Raw genomic sequence first — 23,831 nt, forward strand, 5'->3', positions numbered from 1 at the left:
ATTTTCTCATTATCAATATTATAAAATAAGAAGGTTTCTTATGAATATGCTGCTGCGTTTCTTTATTATGGTAAGCCTACTCAAACAACAACTTAAGCAGCAATCGACAAGCAATCACCTGAGTATTGAGACATTGACAGCACCAACTGTGCGTCAGTATCGGGTATTACCACATGACATGGGTTTTCGCGATCATTTGCCTAATTATCGCTATTTATCTTTTATTGAGCTAAATATCACCAAATGGCTGATGAACTGCTGTCATCAAAAAGGCATTAAAAATCTCGGCTGGATTATCGCTATGCAGGAGATGGTCTATCTTAAACAAATTAAGTTTCTAGATAAGATAACAGTCAATAGTATGCTTGTCGGTTGGGATAAAAAATATGTCTATTTTGAGCATCGATTTTTTGTTAAAAACCAGCTGATGGCAGTGGGTATGACCAAGTTTGTTTTAACCAATAAGCAAGGTAAGTGCGCAACTGGGGTGCTAGATATGACGGGTGAGCAGCTGACAGAAGTTATTGAGTCATGGAATCAGCATCAAGTGGCGATTAAAGCTGCTCAATCTACTGAGTTGACTAAATCAACAAAGGCTGCGTAACCAACTTGCCTATAATCCTATGATGAATTTTGGTAGGATAGCGCATATATATTTTATAATGCTATTTTATAAAAATAATTGAAAACATAAGGAGCTACTATGACCCCGCAGAAGTTAAAATGGACAGACAGCTTAGATATCGCTATTGAGCTTTATGAAAAATTCCCAGAGACCGATCCGCAGTATATTCGCTTTACGGATTTGCATCGCTGGGTGACGGAGCTTGAAGGCTTTGATGATGATCCGCAACGCTCCAATGAAGGTATCTTAGAAGCGATTCAGATGAATTGGATCGACGAAGCGGACTAGATTGACCTTTTTACTATTTTTTAATAATTAGCATAGCCTTAATAACAAACATAGCTTTAATAAACATAATCTCAAATGAAAACAGGACATATTGTCTCATGACTGCACCAATCCAAGAACTAACCGACGTACAAACTTGCACAGGCATCAGCGTACGCACCACCAATACCGATGAAATCAGCCATGAAACGGCAAAGTTAGGTAAGCTATGGCAAAGTTTTTACAAAAATCACGTGAGCCAACTTGAAAAGGGTCAGGATATCTATGGTATCTATCATAACTATGAGAGTGATGATGTAGGCGCTTTTGATGTGGTTGCGAGTTGGAAGGTGGAAAGTCAGCAAAAACAGTCAGACAATGACGATACCGCTAATACTGTCAAAGCTAGTAAGAATAAAAATGCAAGCAATCTAGTGACTGTTAGCATCCCTGCAGGAAAATACATGGTGTTTTCTGAATACGGTAACATGCCTAACACCGTGATGAATGCATGGGAAAAAGCCTGGACGTATTTCAATGATCCAAGCTGTGAGCATACTCGAACTTATAACGTCGACTTTGAGCGTTACGTTGAGGGTAAGTTAGAATATGGTCAAGTCGAGCTGTATATTGGTATTGAGTAAGTAATTAATATCTATAATGAAAAAGCGCCATCTGTATGAGATGGCGCTTTTTTACTTCTGCTATTTATGATTAATTAAGTAGTAAATTTTCCAAGATCCCTTCATAAATCTGCGCCAATTTTCCTAAGTCATCTACTTCAACTTTTTCATCAACTTGATGAATAGTGGCATTACGCACACCAAGTTCGACCACTTGCGCACCGGTTGGTGCAATAAAGCGTCCATCTGATGTGCCGCCAGAAGTTGATAATGTCGTATCGGTTCCAGTCACAGATTTAATCGCTTGCTGGCATGCTGAGACCAATTTACCTTCAGGCGTCAAAAAAGGCTGACCAGATAATTTCCAATGAATATCATAAGCTGCTTTGCTATCAGCGAAATATCTATCAAAGATAGCATGTGTTTTCGCTTTTAGTTCATCTTCAGTCGTTTCTGTCGAAAAGCGGAAGTTAAATACAGCCTCTAAGGTTTCAGGAATGACGTTGGTCGCGCCCGTTCCACTATTGATATTAGATATTTGTAGTGAAGTCGCAGGGAAGTAATCATTGCCATTATCCCAAGTAGCATTGGTCAGTTCTGCGAGTGCCGACATAGCCGCATGAATGGGATTTGAAGCAAGGTGCGGGTAGGCAACATGACCTTGTTTACCAGTGACGGTAAGTACTGCGCCGAGTGAGCCACGACGACCATTCTTGATGATATCGCCTAAGGTATCGGTACTGGATGGTTCACCAACCAAGCAGTACGTAATTTTCTCATTGCGCGCTTCTAGCGTTTCTACTACCTTGACTGTGCCGTTAATAGAAGGGCCTTCTTCATCTGAGGTGATTAAAAAAGCAATAGAGCCATTGTGCTCAGGATGATTGGCAACGAAACGCTCAGCGGCGACGGTAAAAGCGGCAATGCCAGTTTTCATATCCGCAGCACCACGTGCCCATAAATAGCCATCTGCAATAGTTGGGGTAAATGGCGGATAAGTCCAGTTTTTTTCATCGCCTGTTGGGACGACGTCAGTATGACCGGCAAAGCAAATCACCGGATTGGTAGTACCACGGCGCGCCCATAAATTTTTAACCTCAGCGTGTTCGCCTTTTGCCTGTCTATCACCGTAATACATAAATTCACATTCAAAGCCTGCTTGTGTCAGCCGTTCAGACAATATGTCTTGGCAGCCATCATCATCTGGGGTGACAGAAGGACGTTCAAGTAAGGCGATACTTAAGTCCAATGTTGCTTGTTGATGAGTTGCTTGCTGATGAGATTGAGAAGTTAAGTTTTTATCAGAATCTGACATGGGAAGCCTTTTTTATTATAGAGGGATAGATAGGATGGTTAGATGTAGCTGGTAAGAGAGTCTTTATGAACATTACAGTACTTAAATAACGTCTTCAATAAAAGGTACTAAGCCATCACGGCGCATCCAAGTCGCGATAGAATAACGCTGACGATGGGCGATTTGCACTTGATGCCGTAAGTCACTATCGAATATTACAAGCCTATTAGCAACAGGCATCACATTATGATGGCTGCCATGTTTATCAACAATTTCTAGCGCGCCGCCGTCATTCGCTGTCCAATCATCATTAAGATAAAACACTGCCGAGATAACGCGTTCATTACGTCCAGCCGGATTATCACTATGCCATAGATAGCCAAAACCTACTGGATAACAAGCATAATGCGCCTCGCTATGGCGAATACCAGCGTACAAGCTTTGATTGAATAAGTTGGCAAGCGCATTGATACTGTGTAGATAATAAAATCCTGCAAAAAAGTCTTTGGTAATCCAGCGTATTTTATCACCGCGAATATCACTGATACGAATACCCGCCGTTAGCTGAGCATCACGATAGTCAATAAAGCCACTTTCCGCTTGCAGTGCTACTAAGGCTTTTCGTTCAAAGACATCGTCAATAATGAGCCAACCATCATCAACAAACGTATCCAGCTGTTTATCTGTCAGCTTGTGTTCCCAATTAACCAAAAAATCAGAGGATTGTAATAAATGTTGGGTCGGCAGCGCCTGATTATTATAGTTAGTAGAATGTAAAGATAACAGTGGCGGATTCTCCTTACCTATTGGATTATCAACCACCAACGTCGTTACATCAAGATTGCTAATAATCTTCGTCATTTTGTCTCGCTATCGTCCATTATCTGTCATTACACCGTCAATCTATACCTTTACCCGACCAATCTATGCCTTTTTACCAAAACCATCGTTATCTTTTAGCCATCCTATGCTACCATAGATGCAATTTTTCTTATTTAAACTTTTGAACTTATGAATTATAAACACGCCTATCATGCTGGTAACTTTGCCGATGTTGTTAAACACATTCTATTGGTACAACTACTGAATCAAATGGGGCAAAAAAACAAACCTTTTTATGTGCTTGATGCTTATGGCGGTCGTGGACTGTATTCGCTCGGCAGTGAAGAGGCGCGCAAGACGGGTGAAGCCAAAGGTGGTATTCAAGCCTTGGTAAAAGCCGATGTCGAAAAAGCACCAGCTGCCATCAAAGACTATATGGAAGGCATTAAGCAAGCCCGTTTTACCTATGACAAAAAAGTCTATCCGGGTTCGCCATGGTGGATTGCCCATCATGTTGAAAAAAATCCAGATGCTGGCGTGCGCGGTGAAGCGTTTGAAGCCAAAGCCAGTGAATATGATGCATTGAATTATCAGTTGCATAAGTTGCCAATTGGTATTCATCATCGCAATGCTTTTGAAGGTATCGCTGCCGTGATTCCACCAAAAGAAAAGCGCGGTTTGATCTTTTTAGATCCTCCTTACGAGCAGGAGCATAAAGACTTCACGCGTCTAATCGATTTGTTGGTGCATTCTTATAACAAATGGCCACAAGGCACTTATGCATTATGGTTCCCAATTAAGAACATCGACGCGGTTGAGCTGTTCTATAAAAAACTCAAGCGTACTGAGATGAGACGTCAGCTGGTTTGTGAGCTAAATATCTATCCTAAAGATATCGCTGTCGGTCTAAACGGTACAGGGCTACTTGTGATCAATCCGCCATGGCAGTTTGATAACCAAGCGCGTGAAATACTACGTTTCTTACAGCCTGTATTAAAAGTTGCTGATGCACCAGATTTAACACCTGATAGTGCAACCACCGTCCGCTGGTTGGTTGGCGAATAAGGATATTGATATGACGACTGATCAATCATCACGTAGCCTTGAAAAAAACAATCTTGCAAAGGGCAGTCTGGTCACTGATAAAGTGATGAATGACGGTTTGATTAAAGAGCCCTTATTACAAGATAGCGCTGCCACTCAACCGCCTTTTGTGGATGAGCATGATTTCGATATTCGCTTGGCGGATAATGAGAACTATGATGGGCTGACGTTTGAGGTGATTGAAGCAGAAGTCGCTGAAGGTAAGCGGGTGGTCAGTCGCGGTGTTTATTTAGCGCCCAACTTAATCACCACTTTATCGCTGCTGTCAGGCTTTTATTCTATTTTAGCCAGTACCCAAGGTGAGTTTTATAAAGCCTCTTTAGCGATTTTCTTATCGGCTATTTTGGATGGCGCAGATGGCAGGGTAGCGCGTATGCTTAATGCGCAAAGCCCCTTTGGTGAGCAGTATGATTCGCTTGCCGATATGCTAGCTTTTGGTGTCGCACCGGCAATCTTAATTTATAGCTTTGCTTTGCAGCCATTAGGTCGTATTGGGCTTGGCTGTGCGTTTGTCTTTACTGCCTGTGCCGCCTTCCGTCTAGCGCGTTTTAACGTTCAGATTGGTGAGGTCGATAAAAAATACTTTGTTGGTTTGGCCAGTCCGCTTGCCGCTATTTTGGTCACAGCAGCTGTTATGGTTGCCGTTGATCATAATCAATGGATCGGACAATACGATACGCTTGTGATGTTTTTATTTGCTGCTTGGGTCGTTATTTGCGGTTTGCTTATGGTTAGCAATGTCAAATACTATAGTTTTAAAGAGTTTGATAAGAAGAAAGTCCCTTTCGTGGTGCTTATCGTTGGTGTATTGGTCATGAGTATCGTGTTATATGATATTCCAGTCGGCATTTTAGCGATTGGTGTTATTTATGCCTTGTCAGGTATTGTTAGCACCTTACAAGCCAAAGCGACAAGTTAATACTATAGCTTTTTATAGTAAATATTAACTTAAGACACGCAAACAAAAACCGCTTATTTTTTAATAGGCGGTTTTTATTTGCGTGCTAGTTTTTGATTCTATTGGGCACTGAAATATAGCTCTGATAGAGATAAGCACAACAATGGAAAAGTTAAAATAAAACACTACAAATATCTATTGATTGGGTTCAATATTAAAGCCTTATACAATGCTATTGTATGCAGTCTATATAAAGTTTATACGATGAGCCTTCCTATAACGCCATTTGATAACTAAGCCGAGATTATTATGCTGAACTTACCTATTTTTAATCGCCTATTACCTGTTTCAAGGACCTCAAACAATTTGTTGAGAGGTTTGATGGCAAGCGCTTTATTTTCATTGTCACTTATTTCAGTCTCTACACATGCCACTACTAGTAATTCAGTAAGTACAATATCTCGTGCTGAAGCTGCCAATCCAGCTAATTTTAAGCATTTAAACATCAATGGTAATGCAGTAACTTCCGCATCAGCACCATGCTCTATTAAAAAAGGGCTGATTGCTTGTGGTCTTGAAAAGCTTAAGCTAATCAATAGTAGTATTAACGAGATAGATGCGGATTATGATTTGGCACAAGCTTTTTACTATCCATCAAAATCGCAGCCTAAGACAGCGGTTGTTGTCATTACCCGTTCTGGTCTCATGGATGATAGTGTGAGTGCAGAACGTTACCGTATTAGTTTTACCTTAAAAGGCAAGCCGTCTGATTTAAATTGGCAATGGGTACAGTATGGGGTGCAATATCAATGTGTTCGCGGTAATAAAGTAGGGAAATGGACGAAAAGTCTTTGTCCTTAATGGAATCTTGCATTGAATGCCAAGCCTAGTGTTTTCAACCAAATAAAAATAAACCTTAATAATCTCTTGACCCTCTACTAAAACAGCGTATACTGCCACCCAGTCGGAGAGGAAGGCGGGTTGAAGTGGTTTACCGCTTAGACAATTTAGCCAACCGGAAAAATTACTTTTAAGTTAACTCAAATTAAAATAATTTACTTCTTGACTTACTAATTAAAGCGTCTATAATACGCACCTCATTAAGACGAACCGGAATCAGCTACTGTGTGATTACACAATAACTAACCAGTTAACTTAAAGAAACAAATTAAGAAAAGAAGTTGACAGACTATTAAAACATGATATGATGGTCAGCTCGCTAAATAGGATAAGCCAGATTGGTTTAGCATATTTAGTCAGAATACTCTTACTGGACGACAGTAGAGACATTATTTAAAAGCATAACTAAAGAACAACTTGTGTGGATTTTTGCTGATTCAGAATGCTAAAAAATAAAGTTGGTCGACTATCTTTTCGATAGGATTCTAACTATAAAAATTATCATTTAAGACAGTAAAAAAACTCAAAGTTAATTCATTACGAACATAATTTTTAGCGATTTTGCCAGATTAGATGAGCCAAGTTTAGAAGCTTCTTTAAAGAGCTTCATAGCAAGATTAAACTGAAGAGTTTGATCATGGCTCAGATTGAACGCTGGCGGCAGGCTTAACACATGCAAGTCGAGCGGAAACGATGATAGCTTGCTATCAGGCGTCGAGCGGCGGACGGGTGAGTAATACTTAGGAATCTACCTAGTAGTGGGGGATAGCACGGGGAAACTCGTATTAATACCGCATACGACCTACGGGAGAAAGGGGGCAGTTTACTGCTCTCGCTATTAGATGAGCCTAAGTCGGATTAGCTAGATGGTGGGGTAAAGGCCTACCATGGCGACGATCTGTAGCTGGTCTGAGAGGATGATCAGCCACACCGGGACTGAGACACGGCCCGGACTCCTACGGGAGGCAGCAGTGGGGAATATTGGACAATGGGGGAAACCCTGATCCAGCCATGCCGCGTGTGTGAAGAAGGCCTTTTGGTTGTAAAGCACTTTAAGCAGTGAAGAAGACTCCGTGGTTAATACCCACGGACGATGACATTAGCTGCAGAATAAGCACCGGCTAACTCTGTGCCAGCAGCCGCGGTAATACAGAGGGTGCAAGCGTTAATCGGAATTACTGGGCGTAAAGGGAGCGTAGGTGGCTCGATAAGTCAGATGTGAAATCCCCGGGCTCAACCTGGGAACTGCATCTGATACTGTTGAGCTAGAGTATGTGAGAGGAAGGTAGAATTCCAGGTGTAGCGGTGAAATGCGTAGAGATCTGGAGGAATACCGATGGCGAAGGCAGCCTTCTGGCATAATACTGACACTGAGGCTCGAAAGCGTGGGTAGCAAACAGGATTAGATACCCTGGTAGTCCACGCCGTAAACGATGTCTACTAGTCGTTGGGTCCCTTGAGGACTTAGTGACGCAGCTAACGCAATAAGTAGACCGCCTGGGGAGTACGGCCGCAAGGTTAAAACTCAAATGAATTGACGGGGGCCCGCACAAGCGGTGGAGCATGTGGTTTAATTCGATGCAACGCGAAGAACCTTACCTGGTCTTGACATATCTAGAATCCTGCAGAGATGCGGGAGTGCCTTCGGGAATTAGAATACAGGTGCTGCATGGCTGTCGTCAGCTCGTGTCGTGAGATGTTGGGTTAAGTCCCGCAACGAGCGCAACCCTTGTCCTTAGTTACCAGCGGGTTAAGCCGGGAACTCTAAGGATACTGCCAGTGACAAACTGGAGGAAGGCGGGGACGACGTCAAGTCATCATGGCCCTTACGACCAGGGCTACACACGTGCTACAATGGTAGGTACAGAGGGCAGCTACACAGCGATGTGATGCGAATCTCAAAAAGCCTATCGTAGTCCAGATTGGAGTCTGCAACTCGACTCCATGAAGTAGGAATCGCTAGTAATCGCGGATCAGAATGCCGCGGTGAATACGTTCCCGGGCCTTGTACACACCGCCCGTCACACCATGGGAGTTGATTGCACCAGAAGTGGATAGCTTAACCTTCGGGGGAGCGTTCACCACGGTGTGGTTGATGACTGGGGTGAAGTCGTAACAAGGTAGCCGTAGGGGAACCTGCGGCTGGATCACCTCCTTATAGATGGCATTCGGTCAGCAAGAATTCACAACAAGTTGTTCTTTAGTTTAAGCTAGTTTATTAGCTAGAGGTATATGCCTCGCACAGGCCTGTAGCTCAGCTGGTTAGAGCACCGTGTTGATAACGCGGGGGTCGGCAGTTCAAGTCTGCCCAGGCCTACCATTATTAGGGGCCATAGCTCAGTTGGTAGAGCGCCTGCCTTGCACGCAGGAGGTCAACGGTTCGACTCCGTTTGGCTCCACCACATAATAAACTATTCTTTAGATGCTAATAAATAAATAGGTATCAAATAGAAACAAGTGATTCGTCTTAACAAAGGCAAGATTACTTCTTTCTGTTTTATACAGAATCTGTGACTCGACGAGAGCACAGAGACTATTTAAAAACATAGATATGAGTCTGGGTTAGGAACACGTGTTCACGCGTTGTTTCTAACCTTAATAACTCACTACTTAACGACATCAGTTGTTATCCCAGTAGTGAGTTATTAAAAAAGTAAAGAGAACTGAATCAAGCGTATAAAATTAGGTGATATCGTTATCATAATTAGACTTATATAACACTTAGAAATCTAACTCTATTTATAGAGAAAGACTACTTGGGGTTGTATGGTCAAGTAATGAAGCGCACATGGTGGATGCCTTGGCAGTCAGAGGCGATGAAAGACGTGACAGCCTGCGATAAGCTTCGGGGAGGCGGCAATATCCTGTGATCCGGAGATTTCTGAATGGGGAAACCCACCTACCATAAGGTAGGTATCTTGTACTTGTACAAGAGGCAAACGAGGGGAAGTGAAACATCTCAGTACCCTTAGGAAAAGACATCAAATGAGATTCCCCAAGTAGCGGCGAGCGAACGGGGAGAAGCCGATTAATGCTAATGTAGAAGAACAGCGTGGGAAAGCTGACCGTAGTAGGTGATAGTCCTGTATTCGAAACATTAGCGTTAACATATTAAGTAGGGCGGGACACGAGAAATCCTGTTTGAAGATGGGGGGACCATCCTCCAAGGCTAAATACTCCTGACTGACCGATAGTGAACCAGTACCGTGAGGGAAAGGCGAAAAGAACCCCTGTGAGGGGAGTGAAATAGAACCTGAAACCGTGTGCGTACAAGCAGTGGGAGCCTTAATTTATTAGGGTGACCGCGTACCTTTTGTATAATGGGTCAGCGACTTATGTTCTGTAGCAAGGTTAACCGTTTAGGGGAGCCGTAGGGAAACCGAGTCTTAATAGGGCGTTTAGTTGCAGGGCATAGACCCGAAACCGAGTGATCTATCCATGAGCAGGTTGAAAGTGCCGTAACAGGCACCGGAGGACCGAACCCACTATCGTTGAAAAGCTAGGGGATGACTTGTGGATAGGGGTGAAAGGCTAATCAAACTCGGTGATAGCTGGTTCTCCCCGAAAGCTATTTAGGTAGCGCCTCGGACGAACACCATTGGGGGTAGAGCACTGTTTCGGCTAGGGGGTCATACCGACTTACCAAACCGATGCAAACTCCGAATACCGATGAGTGATATCCGGGAGACACACAGTGGGTGCTAACGTCCATTGTGGAGAGGGAAACAACCCAGACCGCCAGCTAAGGCCCCAAATTCCTAGTTAAGTGGGAAACGAGGTGGGAAGGCATAGACAGCTAGGAGGTTGGCTTAGAAGCAGCCATCCTTTAAAGAAAGCGTAATAGCTCACTAGTCGAGTCGGCCCGCGCGGAAGATGTAACGGGGCTCAAACTAGGAGCCGAAGCTGCGGATTTGAATTTGTTTTCAAGTGGTAGGGGAGCGTTGTGTAAGCCTGTGAAGGTGTGTCGTAAGGCATGCTGGAGGTATCACAAGAGCGAATGCTGACGTGAGTAACGATAATGCGAGTGAAAAGCTCGCACGCCGGAAGATCAAGGGTTCCAGTCCAACGTTAATCGGGGCTGGGTGAGTCGACCCCTAAGGCGAGGCCGAAAGGCGTAGTCGATGGGAAATCGGTTAATATTCCGATACTTGTTTATAATGCGATGGAGGGACGGAGTAGGTTATGTCAGCCTGGCGTTGGTTGTCCAGGTGAAAGGATGTAGGCAGACAGTTTAGGCAAATCCGGACTGTCATTATGCTGAGATCTGATAGCAAGCTGTACTTGTACAGCGAAGTGGCAAATACCATGCTTCCAGGAAAAGCTTCTAAGCAATAGTTATAAACGAATCGTACCCTAAACCGACACAGGTGATCAGGTAGAGAATACCAAGGCGCTTGAGAGAACTCTGCTGAAGGAACTAGGCAAAATGGTACCGTAACTTCGGGAGAAGGTACGCTGCCGATGGTGATAGGACTTGCTCCTTGAGCTGTTGGCAGTCGCAGATACCAGGCTGCTGCAACTGTTTATTAAAAACACAGCACTCTGCAAACACGAAAGTGGACGTATAGGGTGTGATGTCTGCCCGGTGCTGGAAGGTTAATTGATGGGGTTAGCGTAAGCGAAGCTCTTGATCGAAGCCCCAGTAAACGGCGGCCGTAACTATAACGGTCCTAAGGTAGCGAAATTCCTTGTCGGGTAAGTTCCGACCTGCACGAATGACATAATGATGGCAGCGCTGTCTCCAGCAGAGACTCAGTGAAATCGAAATCGCAGTGAAGATGCTGTGTACCCGCGGCTAGACGGAAAGACCCCGTGAACCTTTACTACAGCTTTACATTGAACTTTGACCTGACTTGTGCAGGATAGGTGGGAGGCTTTGAAGCAGACACGCTAGTGTTTGTGGAGCCAATCTTGAAATACCACCCTGGTCATGTTGGGGTTCTAACTCAGGTATAACAATACCGAGGACAATGTATGGTGGGTAGTTTGACTGGGGCGGTCTCCTCCTAAAGAGTAACGGAGGAGTACGAAGGTGCGCTCAGACCGGTCGGAAATCGGTCGTAGAGTATAAAGGCAAAAGCGCGCTTAACTGCGAGACCCACAAGTCGAGCAGGTACGAAAGTAGGTCTTAGTGATCCGGTGGTTCTGTATGGAAGGGCCATCGCTCAACGGATAAAAGGTACTCTGGGGATAACAGGCTGATACCGCCCAAGAGTTCATATCGACGGCGGTGTTTGGCACCTCGATGTCGGCTCATCTCATCCTAGGGCTGAAGCAGGTCCTAAGGGTATGGCTGTTCGCCATTTAAAGAGGTACGCGAGCTGGGTTTAGAACGTCGTGAGACAGTTCGGTCCCTATCTACCGTGGGCGTTGGAAATTTGAGAGGATCTGCTCCTAGTACGAGAGGACCAGAGTGGACGAACCTCTGGTGTTCGGGTTGTCACGCCAGTGGCATTGCCCGGTAGCTACGTTCGGATGGGATAATCGCTGAAAGCATCTAAGCGAGAAGCCCACCTCAAGATTAGATTTCCCTAAAGAGCCGTTGAAGACTACGACGTTGATAGGCAGGGTGTGGAAGTGCAGCGATGCATGTAGCTAACCTGTACTAATTGCTCGTTTGGCTTGACCATACAACACCCAAGTGGTTTGTATGAAAGCTCTAATTAATCTATCTTGTATAGCCTAGGCTATAGAATATATAATTTCGATATCACCTTTAACCTTGATTCAGTTAGGTTACAAGTTGGTCGACCAATAGATAATATCTTGACGTCAAAACAATAATAACAGACTCATATCTAACCCCCTTTGCTGACGACAATAGCACGATGGAACCACCTGATCCCTTCCCGAACTCAGAAGTGAAACATCGTCGCGCCAATGGTAGTGTGGTTCGCCCATGTGAGAGTAGGTCATCGTCAGCTCTCTATTCCTAGATAAACCCCCAACGTTAATTCGTTGGGGGTTTTCTTTTGGCTGGGGATTGGTTTAGTAATTATTTAATGCCGTGTATACTTTGAAAAATTAATGTTTAATAATTTTTATCTATTTCTATAATTATGGAAGAGTGTATTATGGGTCTTTGTTGATATATTATTTGTTATTAAGTTAGCCCTAAAGTTGTAATAAAATACATTAGAAAATAATATTAAGTAAGGGATTCAAATGAGTGATAAAGAGAGTTATGGTAGCGTAAGCTTAGTTCGCCAAGGTGGATATCGATTTTACTCATTTACTATGCCAAGTGATGTGCTTTCAGATACATGTTATGTTATAAATCGTGATGAAGATCCTATTGAAGGGTTCCAGCGGGAACTGGATAAAAAAAGAGCGATCGAAATAGCTAATTACATCGATTCAGGATTAGGTACAATTCCTAGTTCAATTGTGTTGTCTGCGCAAGAAGGGAGTGAATTTCATTATAACTCAAAAAATAAAACAGTTAGTTTTTTGAATATTAATAAGGCGTTTTTGATTATTGATGGTCAGCATCGAGTTTATGGTTTTAAACTTGCGAAAACGGCACTTAGAATACCTGTAATCGTATATGATAATTTGTCCAAACGTGATGAATCTAGATTATTTATTGACATAAATTCGAAACAAAAAGGTGTGCCCACAGAACTTCTTTTAGATATCAAAAAAATGGCTGAGTATGAGAATGATACTGAGCAATATCTTAGAGAGCTTTTTGATACATTTTTAACAGAAAATGATAGTGCTTTGTATAACAGGTTATCAGCCTCAAAAAAACAAAAGGGTAAAATAACACGTTCAGTTTTTAATACGGCAGTAAAACCGTTAGTTAAAGTGTTTGGAAGTAAGAACGCAGACGAAATATATGAAATTTTTAATTCTTATTTAATAGCTTTTAATGAAGGAGTGCTACTTCCTCACAAATTAGAGGAGCAAGCATTTAATACGACTGTATTTAAGGCAATAGCGGGATTTTTTCCAATAATTACTGCGAGAGTACAAGACAGGTTTGGTGCGATTTATTCTGTGGATAACTATTATGAATTTACAGCAATTATCGGTCAAAGACTAAAGCCAGCCAAAATTTCTAATCCTACTAATGCTTATAAGCCGATCGTAGATCATTTGGAAGAGTCATTAAAACAGGAGTTTACTCTTTAAATGACTCCTGAGATTAAAATACTTCATCAGCTTTCATTAAATGAGATATTTGAAATAAGTCTATCATCGGAATCGGACTTAAAAGCGTGGATTGCAAATGGACGCTATTTAGTTTCTGATAGCCTAGTACCTTTAGCAAGGAATCGGGCTACTGAATTTAAGTTAAGGTTTCATGAGGTAGAGATACTCCATGTTTCATTGGCAAACGATTGCAATAGGTTTGCACAGGCAGCGATCGAATCTATGTGGAGCGTAGGAAAAGTTGATAAGCTACCAAAAAGTACGGGTTGGGCAACCGTCCAGTTATATTATTCTGCTTTTTTTGCAGCACATGCTTTATTGCGTGTTTACGGTCGGGCATGTAGTCAATTAGAGAGAGGTCATGTAGACAAAGTGCTGGAAATAGCCAGTATGACGCAGCTTGATGGTGGTGTTGCTAGTATAGAAAATGGGTTTTACTTTTCATCAATTTTAAATAATGAAATAATGTTCATTAAAATAAAAGACTCACATGCTGATACATGGGCATCATTTTCAAATTTGCTATTATGGTTGATTGGAAATATTTCAGATACTGTAGGACTTGGAGCGCATAAAGCAGATGCATTAGTTTTGATTTCAAACATCAAAGCCGCATTACATATATCCGGTACCGCTAAAGGAAATTGGCCATCTCAAATTAGGAATAAAGTTAATTATCAGCATACTCACGGTGTATGGTACCCCTATAAAGGCGCATTACATGATTCTGACATGGTATTGAGAAATAATGAATGGTTAAAAGATCCAACTTCTTTTGATTTGAATGTGAATAATAATGATATTTCAATTTTATATAATTTAAGCAACGCGATCTTATCATTAATGTACCATCTTATGAAGTATGGCTATGAGCGTTCAGGAAAAGTTTCTTTACCTCTAAGTCATGGGACATTTCGTTTAATAAATCAAATACAGGCAAGATAATATTAAGAAACCGTTAAAAGTTCTAGCTTTTAATTGAATTAGTCGTAGAAATGATCATTATATGTAAGCCCTTCTCATGGAAATCGCGAAGCATCAAATCTCTTTTTTTGACTAAAAAATCTAAAGCACTTATTATCTATCATTAGGATATTTAGAACCTTTCAAAAGCTATAATCTAATAACTATCAAAGAGAAACTTATGACAACCTCAAAAGTAACCTATCAAGGCGATTTACGCACCACCGCTATTCATTTGCAATCAAATAATGAAATCATTACTGATGCACCAGTTGATAATCAAGGTAAGGGCGAAGCGTTTTCACCAACTGATTTATTGGCGACGAGCTTAGCCAGTTGTATGTTAACTATTATTGGTATTAAAGCTCGTGATATGGATATCGATATTGCAGGTACTACCGCTGATGTTACCAAAGTGATGGCTGCTGACCCAAGACGTGTTAGTGAAGTACATGTCGCTATTACTTTTAATCAGCAGTTAGACGACAAAATGCAAAAAATATTTTATAACACCGCGCTCACGTGTCCGGTTGCAAAAAGCATCCACCCTGATATCATTCAAAAAGTGACTATTAATTCTAAGAGCTTTTAATTCTAAGAGTTACTGATTCCAAGAATTGCTCATTCTAAAAACCAGTGGCCTCTATCATGGTGATTAATATGACTACCAAAACCTTGCTTATTGTCGCGCATGCACCATCGACGAATACCAAAAAGTTGGCTCATGCGGCGTATGCTGGTGCTAGTCATCCTGATTTAGATATCAATGTTATATTGAAATTACCACAAGATACCCAGCCTGAAGATGTATTAGCAGCTAATGCAGTATTATTAGGGACGACTGAGAACTTGGCTTATATGGCAGGGCTGACCAAAGACTTTTTTGATCGCTGTTATTATCCGGTGTTAGAGAAGAAGCAGGGCATGCCATTTGCCTTATATATTCGAGCAGGTCATGATGGTACGGGCACTAAGCTTGCTATAAAGACGATTACAACTGGTCTACGCTGGGAATGGATCCAAGAAGCGCTGATTTTACAAGGTGATTGGCAAGAAGCATTTACTGAGCAAGTTGAAGAGCTGGCGATGACCTTGGCAGCTGGGGTAGAAGCGGGTATTTATTAGTTGTTTAACGCTTTGGTTGTCGCTATTATTAATATCAAAGCTGTAGTAATGAAGGCATATAAGGATATTAGCAGTGTTTAATAATGACTCAGATAGTAGCCAATCTATTGCTCCTGCCGGAATACCGTTTTCTCAAGCCTGTGAAAATAACAAGCAACCAATTTTAGAAATTTTACAGCAGGAATTGCAAGATTTTAATCATGTATTGGAAGTGGGTTCAGGGACAGGTCAGCATAGTGTGTATTTTGCACCGAGATTGGCGCATTTAACATGGCAGACTAGTGATGTGTCAGCTCATCATGCGATTATTAATGCTTGGCATACTGAGTATCCTGTGCCCAATTTATATGCACCATTGGCTTTTGATTTGGCAGTGGATTCATTACCGATGAGTCTTGCTAGCAATCAGCCCTATGATGCGGTATTTACTGCTAATACCCTACATATCATCTCATGGTCGTTGGTGGAAAAGTTGTTTGAGTTAGTAGGTGAGGCTTTACCTATCAATGGAAAGTTAATCGTATATGGACCGTTTAATGAAAACGGACATTATACCAGCGCGGGTAATCAGCAGTTTGATAGTAGTCTCAGACAACGCGACCCAAAGAGCGGTATTCGTCATTTAGAAGACCTAATAGCGTTGGCAAATACACATATGCTAAAACTATCTGATAAATATGCGATGCCTGCTAATAACCAGCTATTGGTATTTCAAAAAATTAGATAACGAATCTTTGGCATAAAAAGACCTCTTAATCGATCGTTATAAGATTTTGATTGAGAGGTCTTTTTTTATATCTATAATTGGTCCTAAATAAAACAGATACGTTATATTTCAAGGCGGAACAGGTATAAATATTTTTGGCGTGCTGTGCCTACGCCGACAGAGGCTGCGAAAAATTTATTCCCGCCCCGCTGTATCGTTTTAATACTGAATTTACTATATTTAAATTATATACAGTCAAATTACTTATAGGCTTCTGCTAAAAACTCTAAATAACGCTGCCAAGAACGCTCATCAGCACGAGCATCATATCTATCACTGCCAAACACACTAAAGGCATGTGGCGCACCACTATAGGTTAGCATCTCATGTGGCACTTTTGCCGCTTCTAACGTCTTACCCAAAGTGACAAAGCTTTCAAGGGAGACGGATTCATCCGCAGAACCATGAAATACCAATATCTCGCCAGTCGTCTTATCATAACTTTGACCTATTGGGGTGTCAAAGGCACCATGGAAAGGGACAAACGCTTTTTGTGGAAATCCTGAGCGTGCTAGCTCTAAAGCAACCGTACCGCCAAAACAATAGCCCATCGTTACACCTGTGCGTGCATCATTGCCTTGCTCTTGGCCAGCGTTCAATGCGCTTTGAAGTAGGCGGCGCATTTTACTGCGATCGTCATATAGTGCACCGGTTAAACGTTTATTGTCTTCAATAGTTGACGGGCGGATACCTTTCCCAAACATATCAGCAGCCAGTACGTTATAGCCCTCACTTGCCAACATATCAGCGCGCTTGCGCTCATAATCTGTTAGCCCATCCCAATCATGAATCAGTAATATAAATGGCGCATTGGGTTTATCTGCTTTGGCGTAATAGCCCTCATAGGGTTGATTATCTACCGTATAAGTGACATTTTTAGTGCTAATCGCTGCCGCTGTTTGGCTAAGTAGTAGTGCTGTTAAGCCTACAGAGGCGCTGTATAGTAAGTTTTCACCATGGCGCTTAGATGATTTAATAGAAGTGGATGTGAATGTCATGGGTAGCCTCATTATGTTAGTTAAAAAATGTCAGTGAAAAATAGCCTATTTCAAAACCGATCCACCCTTTTAACCCTAATGAGCAGACACCTTTTACAGGATAGCGTAAAGAATAACGACATAACAACGCTATATTGTTAAAAATAATAAGTGTTTCTATCGTTTATAAATTTAACTAATGCCTGTTTTTCTTAACCAAATATCAACACGCTTAACCATATAGTTGACATACCTGAGCAAGATTTTTGAGTAAGATAATTGTTGAGCTCAGCATTGCTATCTCAAGAGTGCTTGAATCAGTTTTTATCTTTAACCGTGCTACAACACAGAAAATAAACGGACATTTGAAGTCGCCACTATCGCTACGGATATAAAAACTGTGTTAGCGCTTATTAAATGGTCTAGTTATAGTCCATTTTTACTCATCAGCTAGCTAGGATATTTTATGAATAAGAATATTGATCATACCGACCCCGCTAAAGACATGAATATGGAACGTGGCAATGGTGGTGAAACCCATCAACGTGCAGGTGATGACACCAAAGTACTGACTACCCAACAGGGTGTACCAATTTCGGACAATCAAAACTCACTCAAAGCAGGACCGCGCGGTCCAACGCTATTAGAGGATTTTGTCTTACGTGAAAAGATCCATCACTTTGATCATGAGCGTATTCCTGAGCGTATTGTGCATGCGCGTGGTAGTGCCGCACACGGTTATTTTGAGCTGACCGAATCATTAGAAGAATATACCACGGCTAAAATTTTGACTGAAACCGGTAAGCAAACCCCATTATTTACACGTTTTTCAACTGTTGCAGGTAGTAAAGGCTCAAAAGATACACCGCGTGATGTACGTGGGTTTTCAGTAAAAGTTTATACCGAAGAAGGCAACTGGGATTTGGTCGGTAATGACATGCCGATTTTCTTTATCCAAGATGCAATGAAATTCCCAGATCTTGTCCATGCAGTCAAACCTGAGCCGGATCGTGGTTTTCCGCAAGCGGCGTCCGCTCATGATACGTTTTGGGACTTTGTATCATTAAGTCCTGAAACCATGCACAACGTCATTTGGTTGATGAGTGATCGCGGGATACCACGTAGCTTACGCATGATTGAAGGTTTTGGTATTCATAGTTATCGCCTAATTAATAAAGAAGGCAAAAGTACCTTTATGCGTTTCCACTGGAAACCAGTGCTTGGCGTACAATCAACGACATGGGATGAAGCGGTAAAAATCTCTGGTGCCGATCCTGATTATCATCGCCGCGATTTGTTTGAATCGATTAATAACGGTGATTTCCCTGAATGGGAATTTGGCGTGCAATTATTCACGGAAGAAGAAGCCAATGACTTTCCGTTCGATCATTTAGATGCGACCAAGCTGATTCCAGAAGAAATGGTGACCGTCAAAATCGTTGGTAAAATGGTACTAAATCGTTATCCTGATAATTTCTTTGCTGAAACAGAACAAGTGGCTTTCTGTCCATCGCATGTACCACCGGGTATCGATTTTAGTAATGATCCCTTATTACAAGGTCGTCTGTTCAGCTACTTGGACACTCAGTTATCGCGCTTAGGCTCACCAAATTTTGCACAAATTCCAATCAATGCACCAAAATGTCCGTTTGCTAATAATCAGCAAGATGGTCATATGCAGATGCAAGTACCAAAAACGCGCGTGCTTTATGAGCCACAAAGTCTTGATCCTACCAGACCACGTGAGAGTGTGAAGAAAGGCTTTGCGTCTTTTGCTGAGACGCTAGATGATGGTGTTAAAGGTCGCGTGCGCGCTGAGAGCTTCGCGGATCATTATAGTCAGCCACGTATGTTCTATCGCAGCCAAACGACAGTTGAACAAGCACATATTGCCTCAGCCTATGCTTTTGAGCTAGGTAAAGTAGATACAGCGCATGTCCGTAGTCGTATGCTTAGTCATCTACGTAATATCGATGAAGATTTGGCAAGTCGCGTAGCAAAAGCATTGGGTATGGAGCTGCCGGAAGCTGCTGAATCTGCCGCACCTATTCAAGATATGGAAGTCTCTCCTGCCGTAAGAACGATTGGTCTGTCACCTAAGAGCTTAAAGGGTCGCATGATTGGTATTTTGGTAGCGGAAGGCTCAAAGCATAGTGAAATAGAGAAGTATGAGAAGGCAGCGCAAGCGCAAGGTGCTAGTGTCAAAATTATTGCACCGAATAAAGAAGTCAAATTGGACGATGATACTATCATACAAGCTGATGAGCGCGTAGCAGGGGGTCCATCCGTGATGTTTGATGCCGTGGTTAGTATCATCATGCCTGACCAAGCTAAGAAGTTGGCTAAAGACAGTGCTACGTTAGATTGGTTCACGGATGCTTATGTACACTGTAAAGCGATTTCTTATTGCGGGGCAACGGACGAGTTTATCTTAAGTAAGCTGCCGATTGAAAAAGATGCGTTCGTCACGCCACTATCTGATGTGGACGTCTTTATTGAAAATGCCAAATCGCGCTTATGGGAACGTGAGCCAAAGGTTCGTGACTTAGCTTAATTTGGCTTAATATATTCGTATTTAAATCTCCAACAATGAACTCAGCCACTGTGCTGGGTTTTTTTATTCTTCAGCCTAAATAATTTTTAGTCACAAGCGTTCACTGAATATCACTTCTAAATCTTTATTGAACGTTATAATAATCAATCATATTGCTTAATAACATCAAGAATACGGCAATGAATAAGCTGGTTAAATATAGCCTTTGCTTTCATATATGGATATTTAAATGGCTAATATAAGCGTTATATTAGATAAAGGGATATTATGAGTTTAGTAGATATCGTTGCGATAGAGGGATATATTCAGACAACGTATATGGCGGTTTATCCTGACAAGTTATTATTATTAGATTCAGGGTGTCGATGTGATGTCGATAAGATTTTAGCGTATATTACCGACACTCTAAAACGTCCAGTTGAGCAACTTAAGACAGTCATGGTCACTCACATGCATCCCGATCATGCGGGCGGCGCTAAGCTGTTGCAGCAAAAAACTGGCTGTCAGATAGTTACCGCAATGTCCGACAAGCCTTGGTATCATGGTGTTTTGGGTAGAATTGCCCATCTGAATGATTTGGGATTGACTTATTATGTCGCCAGTCGCCAAAATAAGTCTATGACCAACGTTTGGTACCACCCCATTTTAAAAGCGGATATCACTGTTGAAAATGGCGACCGTGTGCCAAATTTTGACGATTGGATCGTCTTGGAGACGCCAGGGCATACCGATCGGGACTTGTCTTTATGGCATCCGCAAAGCAAGCAGGCGTATACCGCAGATCTCATATTAATCATCAAAAATAGATTTGTCTCGCCTTATTTAATTACCTTACCTGACGCTTACCGCGCGTCATTGGACAAGGTAAAAGCACTGCAACCAGATACTTTATTACTGGCGCATGATAAAAGAGTTAAGCTTAGCGATAAAGACTTTGAAAAATTGATAGAACGGGCACCGAATGAACCACGCAAAACAACGTTACAAAATGGTTTTAAGCTCATGCTTGCACAAGTTAAATTTGCTCGTAAAAGAGTAGATACCCCTTAATCAAATAATACAAAAAAAAAGCCCAATCAATAGATGATTGGGCTTTCCTAAATATGGTGGGCCGACCGCGACTCGAACGCGGGACCAATTGATTAAAAGTCAACTGCTCTACCAACTGAGCTATCGGCCCTGAGAAGCGTTAAAAAATTGCATGACAATTTTAGCTTCGCAAGATAAATTTCCTTAAAGGGAAATTTATTAAAACTAGACATCAAAAAGTATGTCTTTAAACTTATTATACTACTACCGGATAGGGTATTATATATAATAAGGGTAATACTAAAGATGGTGGGCCGACCGCGACTCGAACGCGGGACCAATTGATTAAAAGTCAACTGCTCTACCAACTGAGCTATCGGCCCTGAAGAGTATAAAAAAAGCACTGCTTTTTAACTCTACAAGTGAAAATTCTTTTAAGGGAATTTTCGGTAAGCTTAAGGTCTTTCTTTATTGACTACTCAATATCAAAAGAGGCATCAAACTCGTTTCACATTTAGGTAATTTGTATCTCTAAACGTGAGAGCACATTATATATATAATTAAGACAAATACAACCCCGAATCAGCAAAAAAGTTAAAAATCTTAGATAATAATGAATGTTTTTTAACTTTAAGCCTTTTTTGGCTATCGAGTCACCTATTATCGCTGATAGTTTGTTATTTTAAAAATGATGTTTGAAAATTTTTGCTTAAAATCTTACTAATCTCTAGAGAGCGCTTCAACAGGATCCAATTTGGCAGCATTGCGTGCTGGTAAAAAGCCAAAAACCACACCAATAAGCGTCGAGCAGACAAAGGCGGCAATAATGGAGGTCGAAGAATAAATGACTTTAAAGCTATCACCACCAACACGGTTAATTAGCTCACCAATAGCAAACGCCATACCAATACCTAATAAACCACCTAATATACAGACCAAAATGGCCTCAATCAAAAACTGCTGCATGATATCGCTTTGACGAGCACCGACTGCCATACGTACGCCAATCTCATTGGTGCGCTCGGTTACGGATACCAGCATGATATTCATGACGCCAATACCGCCGACAATTAGCGAGATAATGGCGATAGAGGATATCAGCAGGGTCAATGCTGCCGTTGTAGACTCAATGGTTTGACGGATAGAGTCGGAGTTACGTATGCGAAAATCATCGGTACCGTGACGGCTTGTCATCAGATCTGAGATGGCAGACTCAGCGGCAGAAGAGGAGATGTTATTATCAATCAGCGCAATAAAACTCTCGATATAGGCGCTGCCTATGAGCCGTGACATCATAGTGGTATAGGGCATATATAAAGTAGGGGTGTCGACGCTTCTACTAAATCCGCCTTCGTTTGGTGCCAGTACCCCGATCACGCGTCCAGGAACACTACCTATCAATAGTACCTCACCGATAGGGTTTGCTATAGTAGGAAAGAAGGTTTTATGTGCATTGCTGTCGATAATAATATCTTGGGTGCGGCGTAAGATACTTTGTTCATCAAAGCCTTGACCCATTGCCAATGTTTCACCACTGACATCGAGATAATCTTTACCTACTCCGCTGATACTGGCGGCTTCTTGGACATTACGATAGCGGACGCTCATATTGCTATTCAGCTGTGGACTGACACTAAGTACATAAGGCTGATCTGCAACCGCTTGGGCATCCTGTGGGGTCAAGTTATCATCATTATACTGACGTCTAGGATCGCCGTAAGGGTAGCCGTCGGTGACTGTGATGGTATTGGTACCTAGTGAGCTGATATTGGATAATATCTGCTCTTGTGAGCCTTTACCGAGCCCGACAACCGACACCACAGAGGCGATACCAATGATGATACCTAGCATTGTCAGCAGAGTACGCATTTTGTGCGCACGCATAGCAAGTAAAGACATTTTAAACGATTCAAGCAAGCGGTCGATAAAGCTGCCAAAAGCACTTTTACGGTGTTTGTCTATTATCGACGCAGGTTGTGCTGCTGGACGCTGATAGTCTTCGTTTTTATAATCGGCAATGATATAACCGTCTTTGATTTCAATCACGCGTTCAGCTTGAGCAGCAAGACTGGGGTCATGCGTTACCATAATAATGGTATGACCTTGCGCATTTAAGTCTTTTAAAATTTGTACGACATCTTTGCCTGACTTGCTATCTAGCGCGCCTGTCGGCTCATCCGCTAAGATAATATCACCGCCGTTCATCAATGCCCTTGCGATAGACACACGCTGCTGCTGACCACCCGATAACTGGCTTGGGCGATTATTGACTTTGTCCGCCAGTCCCAAGTCTGATAAGAGCTTTTCGGCACGCTCATTGCGCGCTTGACCATCCATCCCTGCATAGACAGCAGGCACAGAGACATTGTCACGGGCACTGATGTCACCCAATAGATGGTAACGCTGAAAAATAAAACCAAAGTGTTCACGGCGCAGTTTTGCCAGCTCATCAGGGACTAAACGATTCACGGATTGACCAAATACTTGATAATCGCCGGCAGTCGCTTGATCCAAGCAGCCCAAAATATTCATCAAGGTTGATTTGCCTGAGCCTGATTGTCCAATAATAGCCACCATCTCGCCTTGATGGATGGTTAGATTGATATCGTGCAATACACGAATGGTCTGCTCGCCGGCTTTAAACTCTCTAATCAAGCCTTTGACTTGCATCAAAGGCTTATCAGTAACGGCGTTAGCATAAAGATCTTGGCTGCTCATTTACTATC

17 protein-coding genes, 4 tRNA genes and 3 rRNA genes are annotated in these 23,831 nt (G+C 42.1%); 18 read left to right on the forward strand and 6 right to left on the reverse strand.

Going from position 1 to position 23,831, the window contains the following annotated elements; genetic code table 11:
* Nucleotides 1-40: 40 nt before the first annotated feature.
* From M0221_RS02880 to M0221_RS02890, 3 genes are all read left to right on the forward strand, one after another.
* Nucleotides 41-604: an acyl-CoA thioesterase gene (locus M0221_RS02880; protein ID WP_483284290.1), complete on the forward strand. Its 564-nt coding sequence runs from the start codon at nt 41-43 to the stop codon at nt 602-604.
* A 99-nt stretch (nt 605-703) separates the two neighbouring features.
* Nucleotides 704-913: a Fe-S cluster assembly protein IscX gene (gene iscX / locus M0221_RS02885; RefSeq protein WP_011279849.1), complete on the forward strand. Its 210-nt coding sequence runs from the start codon at nt 704-706 to the stop codon at nt 911-913.
* 98 nt (nt 914-1,011) lie between these two features.
* On the forward strand, nt 1,012-1,536 hold the full coding sequence (locus M0221_RS02890) for a GyrI-like domain-containing protein (protein WP_483284291.1): 525 nt from the start codon (nt 1,012-1,014) through the stop codon (nt 1,534-1,536).
* Nucleotides 1,537-1,606: 70 nt separating this feature from the next.
* On the opposite strand, the gene dapE is transcribed toward M0221_RS02890, so the two are convergent.
* Both dapE and M0221_RS02900 read right to left on the reverse strand, forming a co-directional pair.
* Nucleotides 1,607-2,830, reverse strand: coding sequence for a succinyl-diaminopimelate desuccinylase (gene dapE, locus M0221_RS02895; protein WP_149492954.1), 1,224 nt, complete (start codon nt 2,828-2,830; stop codon nt 1,607-1,609).
* A gap of 81 nt (nt 2,831-2,911) precedes the next feature.
* Entirely contained in the window at nt 2,912-3,670 is a 759-nt protein-coding gene (locus M0221_RS02900; protein WP_483284292.1) for a 2OG-Fe(II) oxygenase, read from the reverse strand.
* Nucleotides 3,671-3,820: 150 nt separating this feature from the next.
* On the opposite strand from M0221_RS02900, the gene M0221_RS02905 reads away from it, so the two are divergent.
* From M0221_RS02905 to M0221_RS02965, 13 genes are all read left to right on the forward strand, one after another.
* A complete protein-coding gene (locus M0221_RS02905) occupies nt 3,821-4,696 on the forward strand; it encodes a 23S rRNA (adenine(2030)-N(6))-methyltransferase RlmJ (protein WP_011512902.1) in 876 nt (291 codons plus the stop codon).
* A 10-nt stretch (nt 4,697-4,706) separates the two neighbouring features.
* A complete protein-coding gene (pssA, locus tag M0221_RS02910) occupies nt 4,707-5,654 on the forward strand; it encodes a CDP-diacylglycerol--serine O-phosphatidyltransferase (RefSeq protein WP_011512903.1) in 948 nt (315 codons plus the stop codon).
* A 360-nt stretch (nt 5,655-6,014) separates the two neighbouring features.
* Complete coding sequence (locus M0221_RS02915; RefSeq protein ID WP_483284293.1) at nt 6,015-6,494, forward strand: hypothetical protein; 480 nt, start codon at nt 6,015-6,017, stop codon at nt 6,492-6,494.
* A gap of 658 nt (nt 6,495-7,152) precedes the next feature.
* A 16S ribosomal RNA gene (locus M0221_RS02920) occupies nt 7,153-8,691 on the forward strand.
* Nucleotides 8,692-8,776: 85 nt separating this feature from the next.
* Nucleotides 8,777-8,853: transfer RNA gene (locus tag M0221_RS02925), tRNA-Ile, on the forward strand.
* 6 nt (nt 8,854-8,859) lie between these two features.
* Nucleotides 8,860-8,935, forward strand: a tRNA-Ala gene (locus M0221_RS02930).
* A 366-nt stretch (nt 8,936-9,301) separates the two neighbouring features.
* A 23S ribosomal RNA gene (locus tag M0221_RS02935) occupies nt 9,302-12,163 on the forward strand.
* 180 nt (nt 12,164-12,343) lie between these two features.
* A 5S ribosomal RNA gene (gene rrf, locus M0221_RS02940) occupies nt 12,344-12,457 on the forward strand.
* The 16S, 23S and 5S rRNA genes sit together here with 2 tRNA genes alongside, the layout of an rRNA operon.
* 241 nt (nt 12,458-12,698) lie before the next feature.
* Complete coding sequence (locus M0221_RS02945) at nt 12,699-13,670, forward strand: DGQHR domain-containing protein (protein ID WP_483284294.1); 972 nt, start codon at nt 12,699-12,701, stop codon at nt 13,668-13,670.
* Nucleotides 13,671-14,636 (forward strand): hypothetical protein, encoded by a 966-nt coding sequence (locus M0221_RS02950; RefSeq protein ID WP_483284295.1) that lies wholly within the window; start codon nt 13,671-13,673, stop codon nt 14,634-14,636.
* Nucleotides 14,637-14,835: 199 nt separating this feature from the next.
* Complete coding sequence (locus M0221_RS02955) at nt 14,836-15,246, forward strand: OsmC family protein (RefSeq protein WP_483284296.1); 411 nt, start codon at nt 14,836-14,838, stop codon at nt 15,244-15,246.
* A 68-nt stretch (nt 15,247-15,314) separates the two neighbouring features.
* The gene (locus M0221_RS02960; protein WP_483284297.1) at nt 15,315-15,779 is read left to right on the forward strand and encodes a flavodoxin family protein; all 465 of its coding nucleotides are present in this window, start codon (nt 15,315-15,317) and stop codon (nt 15,777-15,779) included.
* Between the two features lie 73 nt (nt 15,780-15,852).
* On the forward strand, nt 15,853-16,506 hold the full coding sequence (locus M0221_RS02965) for a DUF938 domain-containing protein (RefSeq protein WP_483284298.1): 654 nt from the start codon (nt 15,853-15,855) through the stop codon (nt 16,504-16,506).
* A 239-nt stretch (nt 16,507-16,745) separates the two neighbouring features.
* Here M0221_RS02965 and M0221_RS02970 read toward each other — a convergent pair whose 3' ends face one another.
* Nucleotides 16,746-17,543 (reverse strand): dienelactone hydrolase family protein, encoded by a 798-nt coding sequence (locus M0221_RS02970; protein WP_483284299.1) that lies wholly within the window; start codon nt 17,541-17,543, stop codon nt 16,746-16,748.
* A 445-nt stretch (nt 17,544-17,988) separates the two neighbouring features.
* Here M0221_RS02970 and M0221_RS02975 point away from each other — a divergent pair, with 445 nt between their 5' ends.
* Together M0221_RS02975 and M0221_RS02980 are read left to right on the forward strand one after the other, a co-directional pair.
* Nucleotides 17,989-20,076 (forward strand): catalase, encoded by a 2,088-nt coding sequence (locus M0221_RS02975; RefSeq protein ID WP_483284300.1) that lies wholly within the window; start codon nt 17,989-17,991, stop codon nt 20,074-20,076.
* A gap of 267 nt (nt 20,077-20,343) precedes the next feature.
* Nucleotides 20,344-21,126 carry an MBL fold metallo-hydrolase gene (locus M0221_RS02980; RefSeq protein WP_483284301.1) on the forward strand — a complete coding sequence of 261 codons (783 nt, stop codon included), beginning with the start codon at nt 20,344-20,346 and terminating at the stop codon, nt 21,124-21,126.
* 54 nt (nt 21,127-21,180) lie between these two features.
* Here M0221_RS02980 and M0221_RS02985 read toward each other — a convergent pair.
* The 3 genes from M0221_RS02985 to M0221_RS02995 all read right to left on the reverse strand — a co-directional run bounded on the left by M0221_RS02985 (nt 21,181) and on the right by M0221_RS02995 (nt 23,823).
* A tRNA-Lys gene (locus tag M0221_RS02985) sits at nt 21,181-21,256 on the reverse strand.
* Between the two features lie 156 nt (nt 21,257-21,412).
* A tRNA-Lys gene (locus M0221_RS02990) sits at nt 21,413-21,488 on the reverse strand.
* Between the two features lie 337 nt (nt 21,489-21,825).
* Nucleotides 21,826-23,823 carry a MacB family efflux pump subunit gene (locus M0221_RS02995; protein WP_483284302.1) on the reverse strand — a complete coding sequence of 666 codons (1,998 nt, stop codon included), beginning with the start codon at nt 23,821-23,823 and terminating at the stop codon, nt 21,826-21,828.
* Nucleotides 23,824-23,831 lie beyond the last annotated feature (8 nt).

Source organism: Psychrobacter sp. ANT206 (genome assembly GCF_056880555.1).

Excerpts from the sequence above, each read along its gene's own strand:
- M0221_RS02900 (WP_483284292.1), bottom strand. The coding sequence starts at position 3,670 with ATGACGAAGATTATTAGCAATCTTGATGTAACGACGTTGGTGGTTGAT.
- M0221_RS02880 (WP_483284290.1), top strand. The coding sequence starts at position 41 with ATGAATATGCTGCTGCGTTTCTTTATTATGGTAAGCCTACTCAAACAA.
- M0221_RS02960 (WP_483284297.1), top strand. The coding sequence starts at position 15,315 with ATGACTACCAAAACCTTGCTTATTGTCGCGCATGCACCATCGACGAAT.
- M0221_RS02980 (WP_483284301.1), top strand. The coding sequence starts at position 20,344 with ATGAGTTTAGTAGATATCGTTGCGATAGAGGGATATATTCAGACAACG.
- M0221_RS02945 (WP_483284294.1), top strand. The coding sequence starts at position 12,699 with ATGAGTGATAAAGAGAGTTATGGTAGCGTAAGCTTAGTTCGCCAAGGT.
- M0221_RS02890 (WP_483284291.1), top strand. The coding sequence starts at position 1,012 with ATGACTGCACCAATCCAAGAACTAACCGACGTACAAACTTGCACAGGC.
- M0221_RS02955 (WP_483284296.1), top strand. The coding sequence starts at position 14,836 with ATGACAACCTCAAAAGTAACCTATCAAGGCGATTTACGCACCACCGCT.
- M0221_RS02970 (WP_483284299.1), bottom strand. The coding sequence starts at position 17,543 with ATGACATTCACATCCACTTCTATTAAATCATCTAAGCGCCATGGTGAA.
- M0221_RS02950 (WP_483284295.1), top strand. The coding sequence starts at position 13,671 with ATGACTCCTGAGATTAAAATACTTCATCAGCTTTCATTAAATGAGATA.
- M0221_RS02915 (WP_483284293.1), top strand. The coding sequence starts at position 6,015 with ATGGCAAGCGCTTTATTTTCATTGTCACTTATTTCAGTCTCTACACAT.
- dapE (WP_149492954.1), bottom strand. The coding sequence starts at position 2,830 with ATGTCAGATTCTGATAAAAACTTAACTTCTCAATCTCATCAGCAAGCA.
- pssA (WP_011512903.1), top strand. The coding sequence starts at position 4,707 with ATGACGACTGATCAATCATCACGTAGCCTTGAAAAAAACAATCTTGCA.
- M0221_RS02975 (WP_483284300.1), top strand. The coding sequence starts at position 17,989 with ATGAATAAGAATATTGATCATACCGACCCCGCTAAAGACATGAATATG.
- M0221_RS02905 (WP_011512902.1), top strand. The coding sequence starts at position 3,821 with ATGAATTATAAACACGCCTATCATGCTGGTAACTTTGCCGATGTTGTT.
- M0221_RS02995 (WP_483284302.1), bottom strand. The coding sequence starts at position 23,823 with ATGAGCAGCCAAGATCTTTATGCTAACGCCGTTACTGATAAGCCTTTG.
- iscX (WP_011279849.1), top strand. The coding sequence starts at position 704 with ATGACCCCGCAGAAGTTAAAATGGACAGACAGCTTAGATATCGCTATT.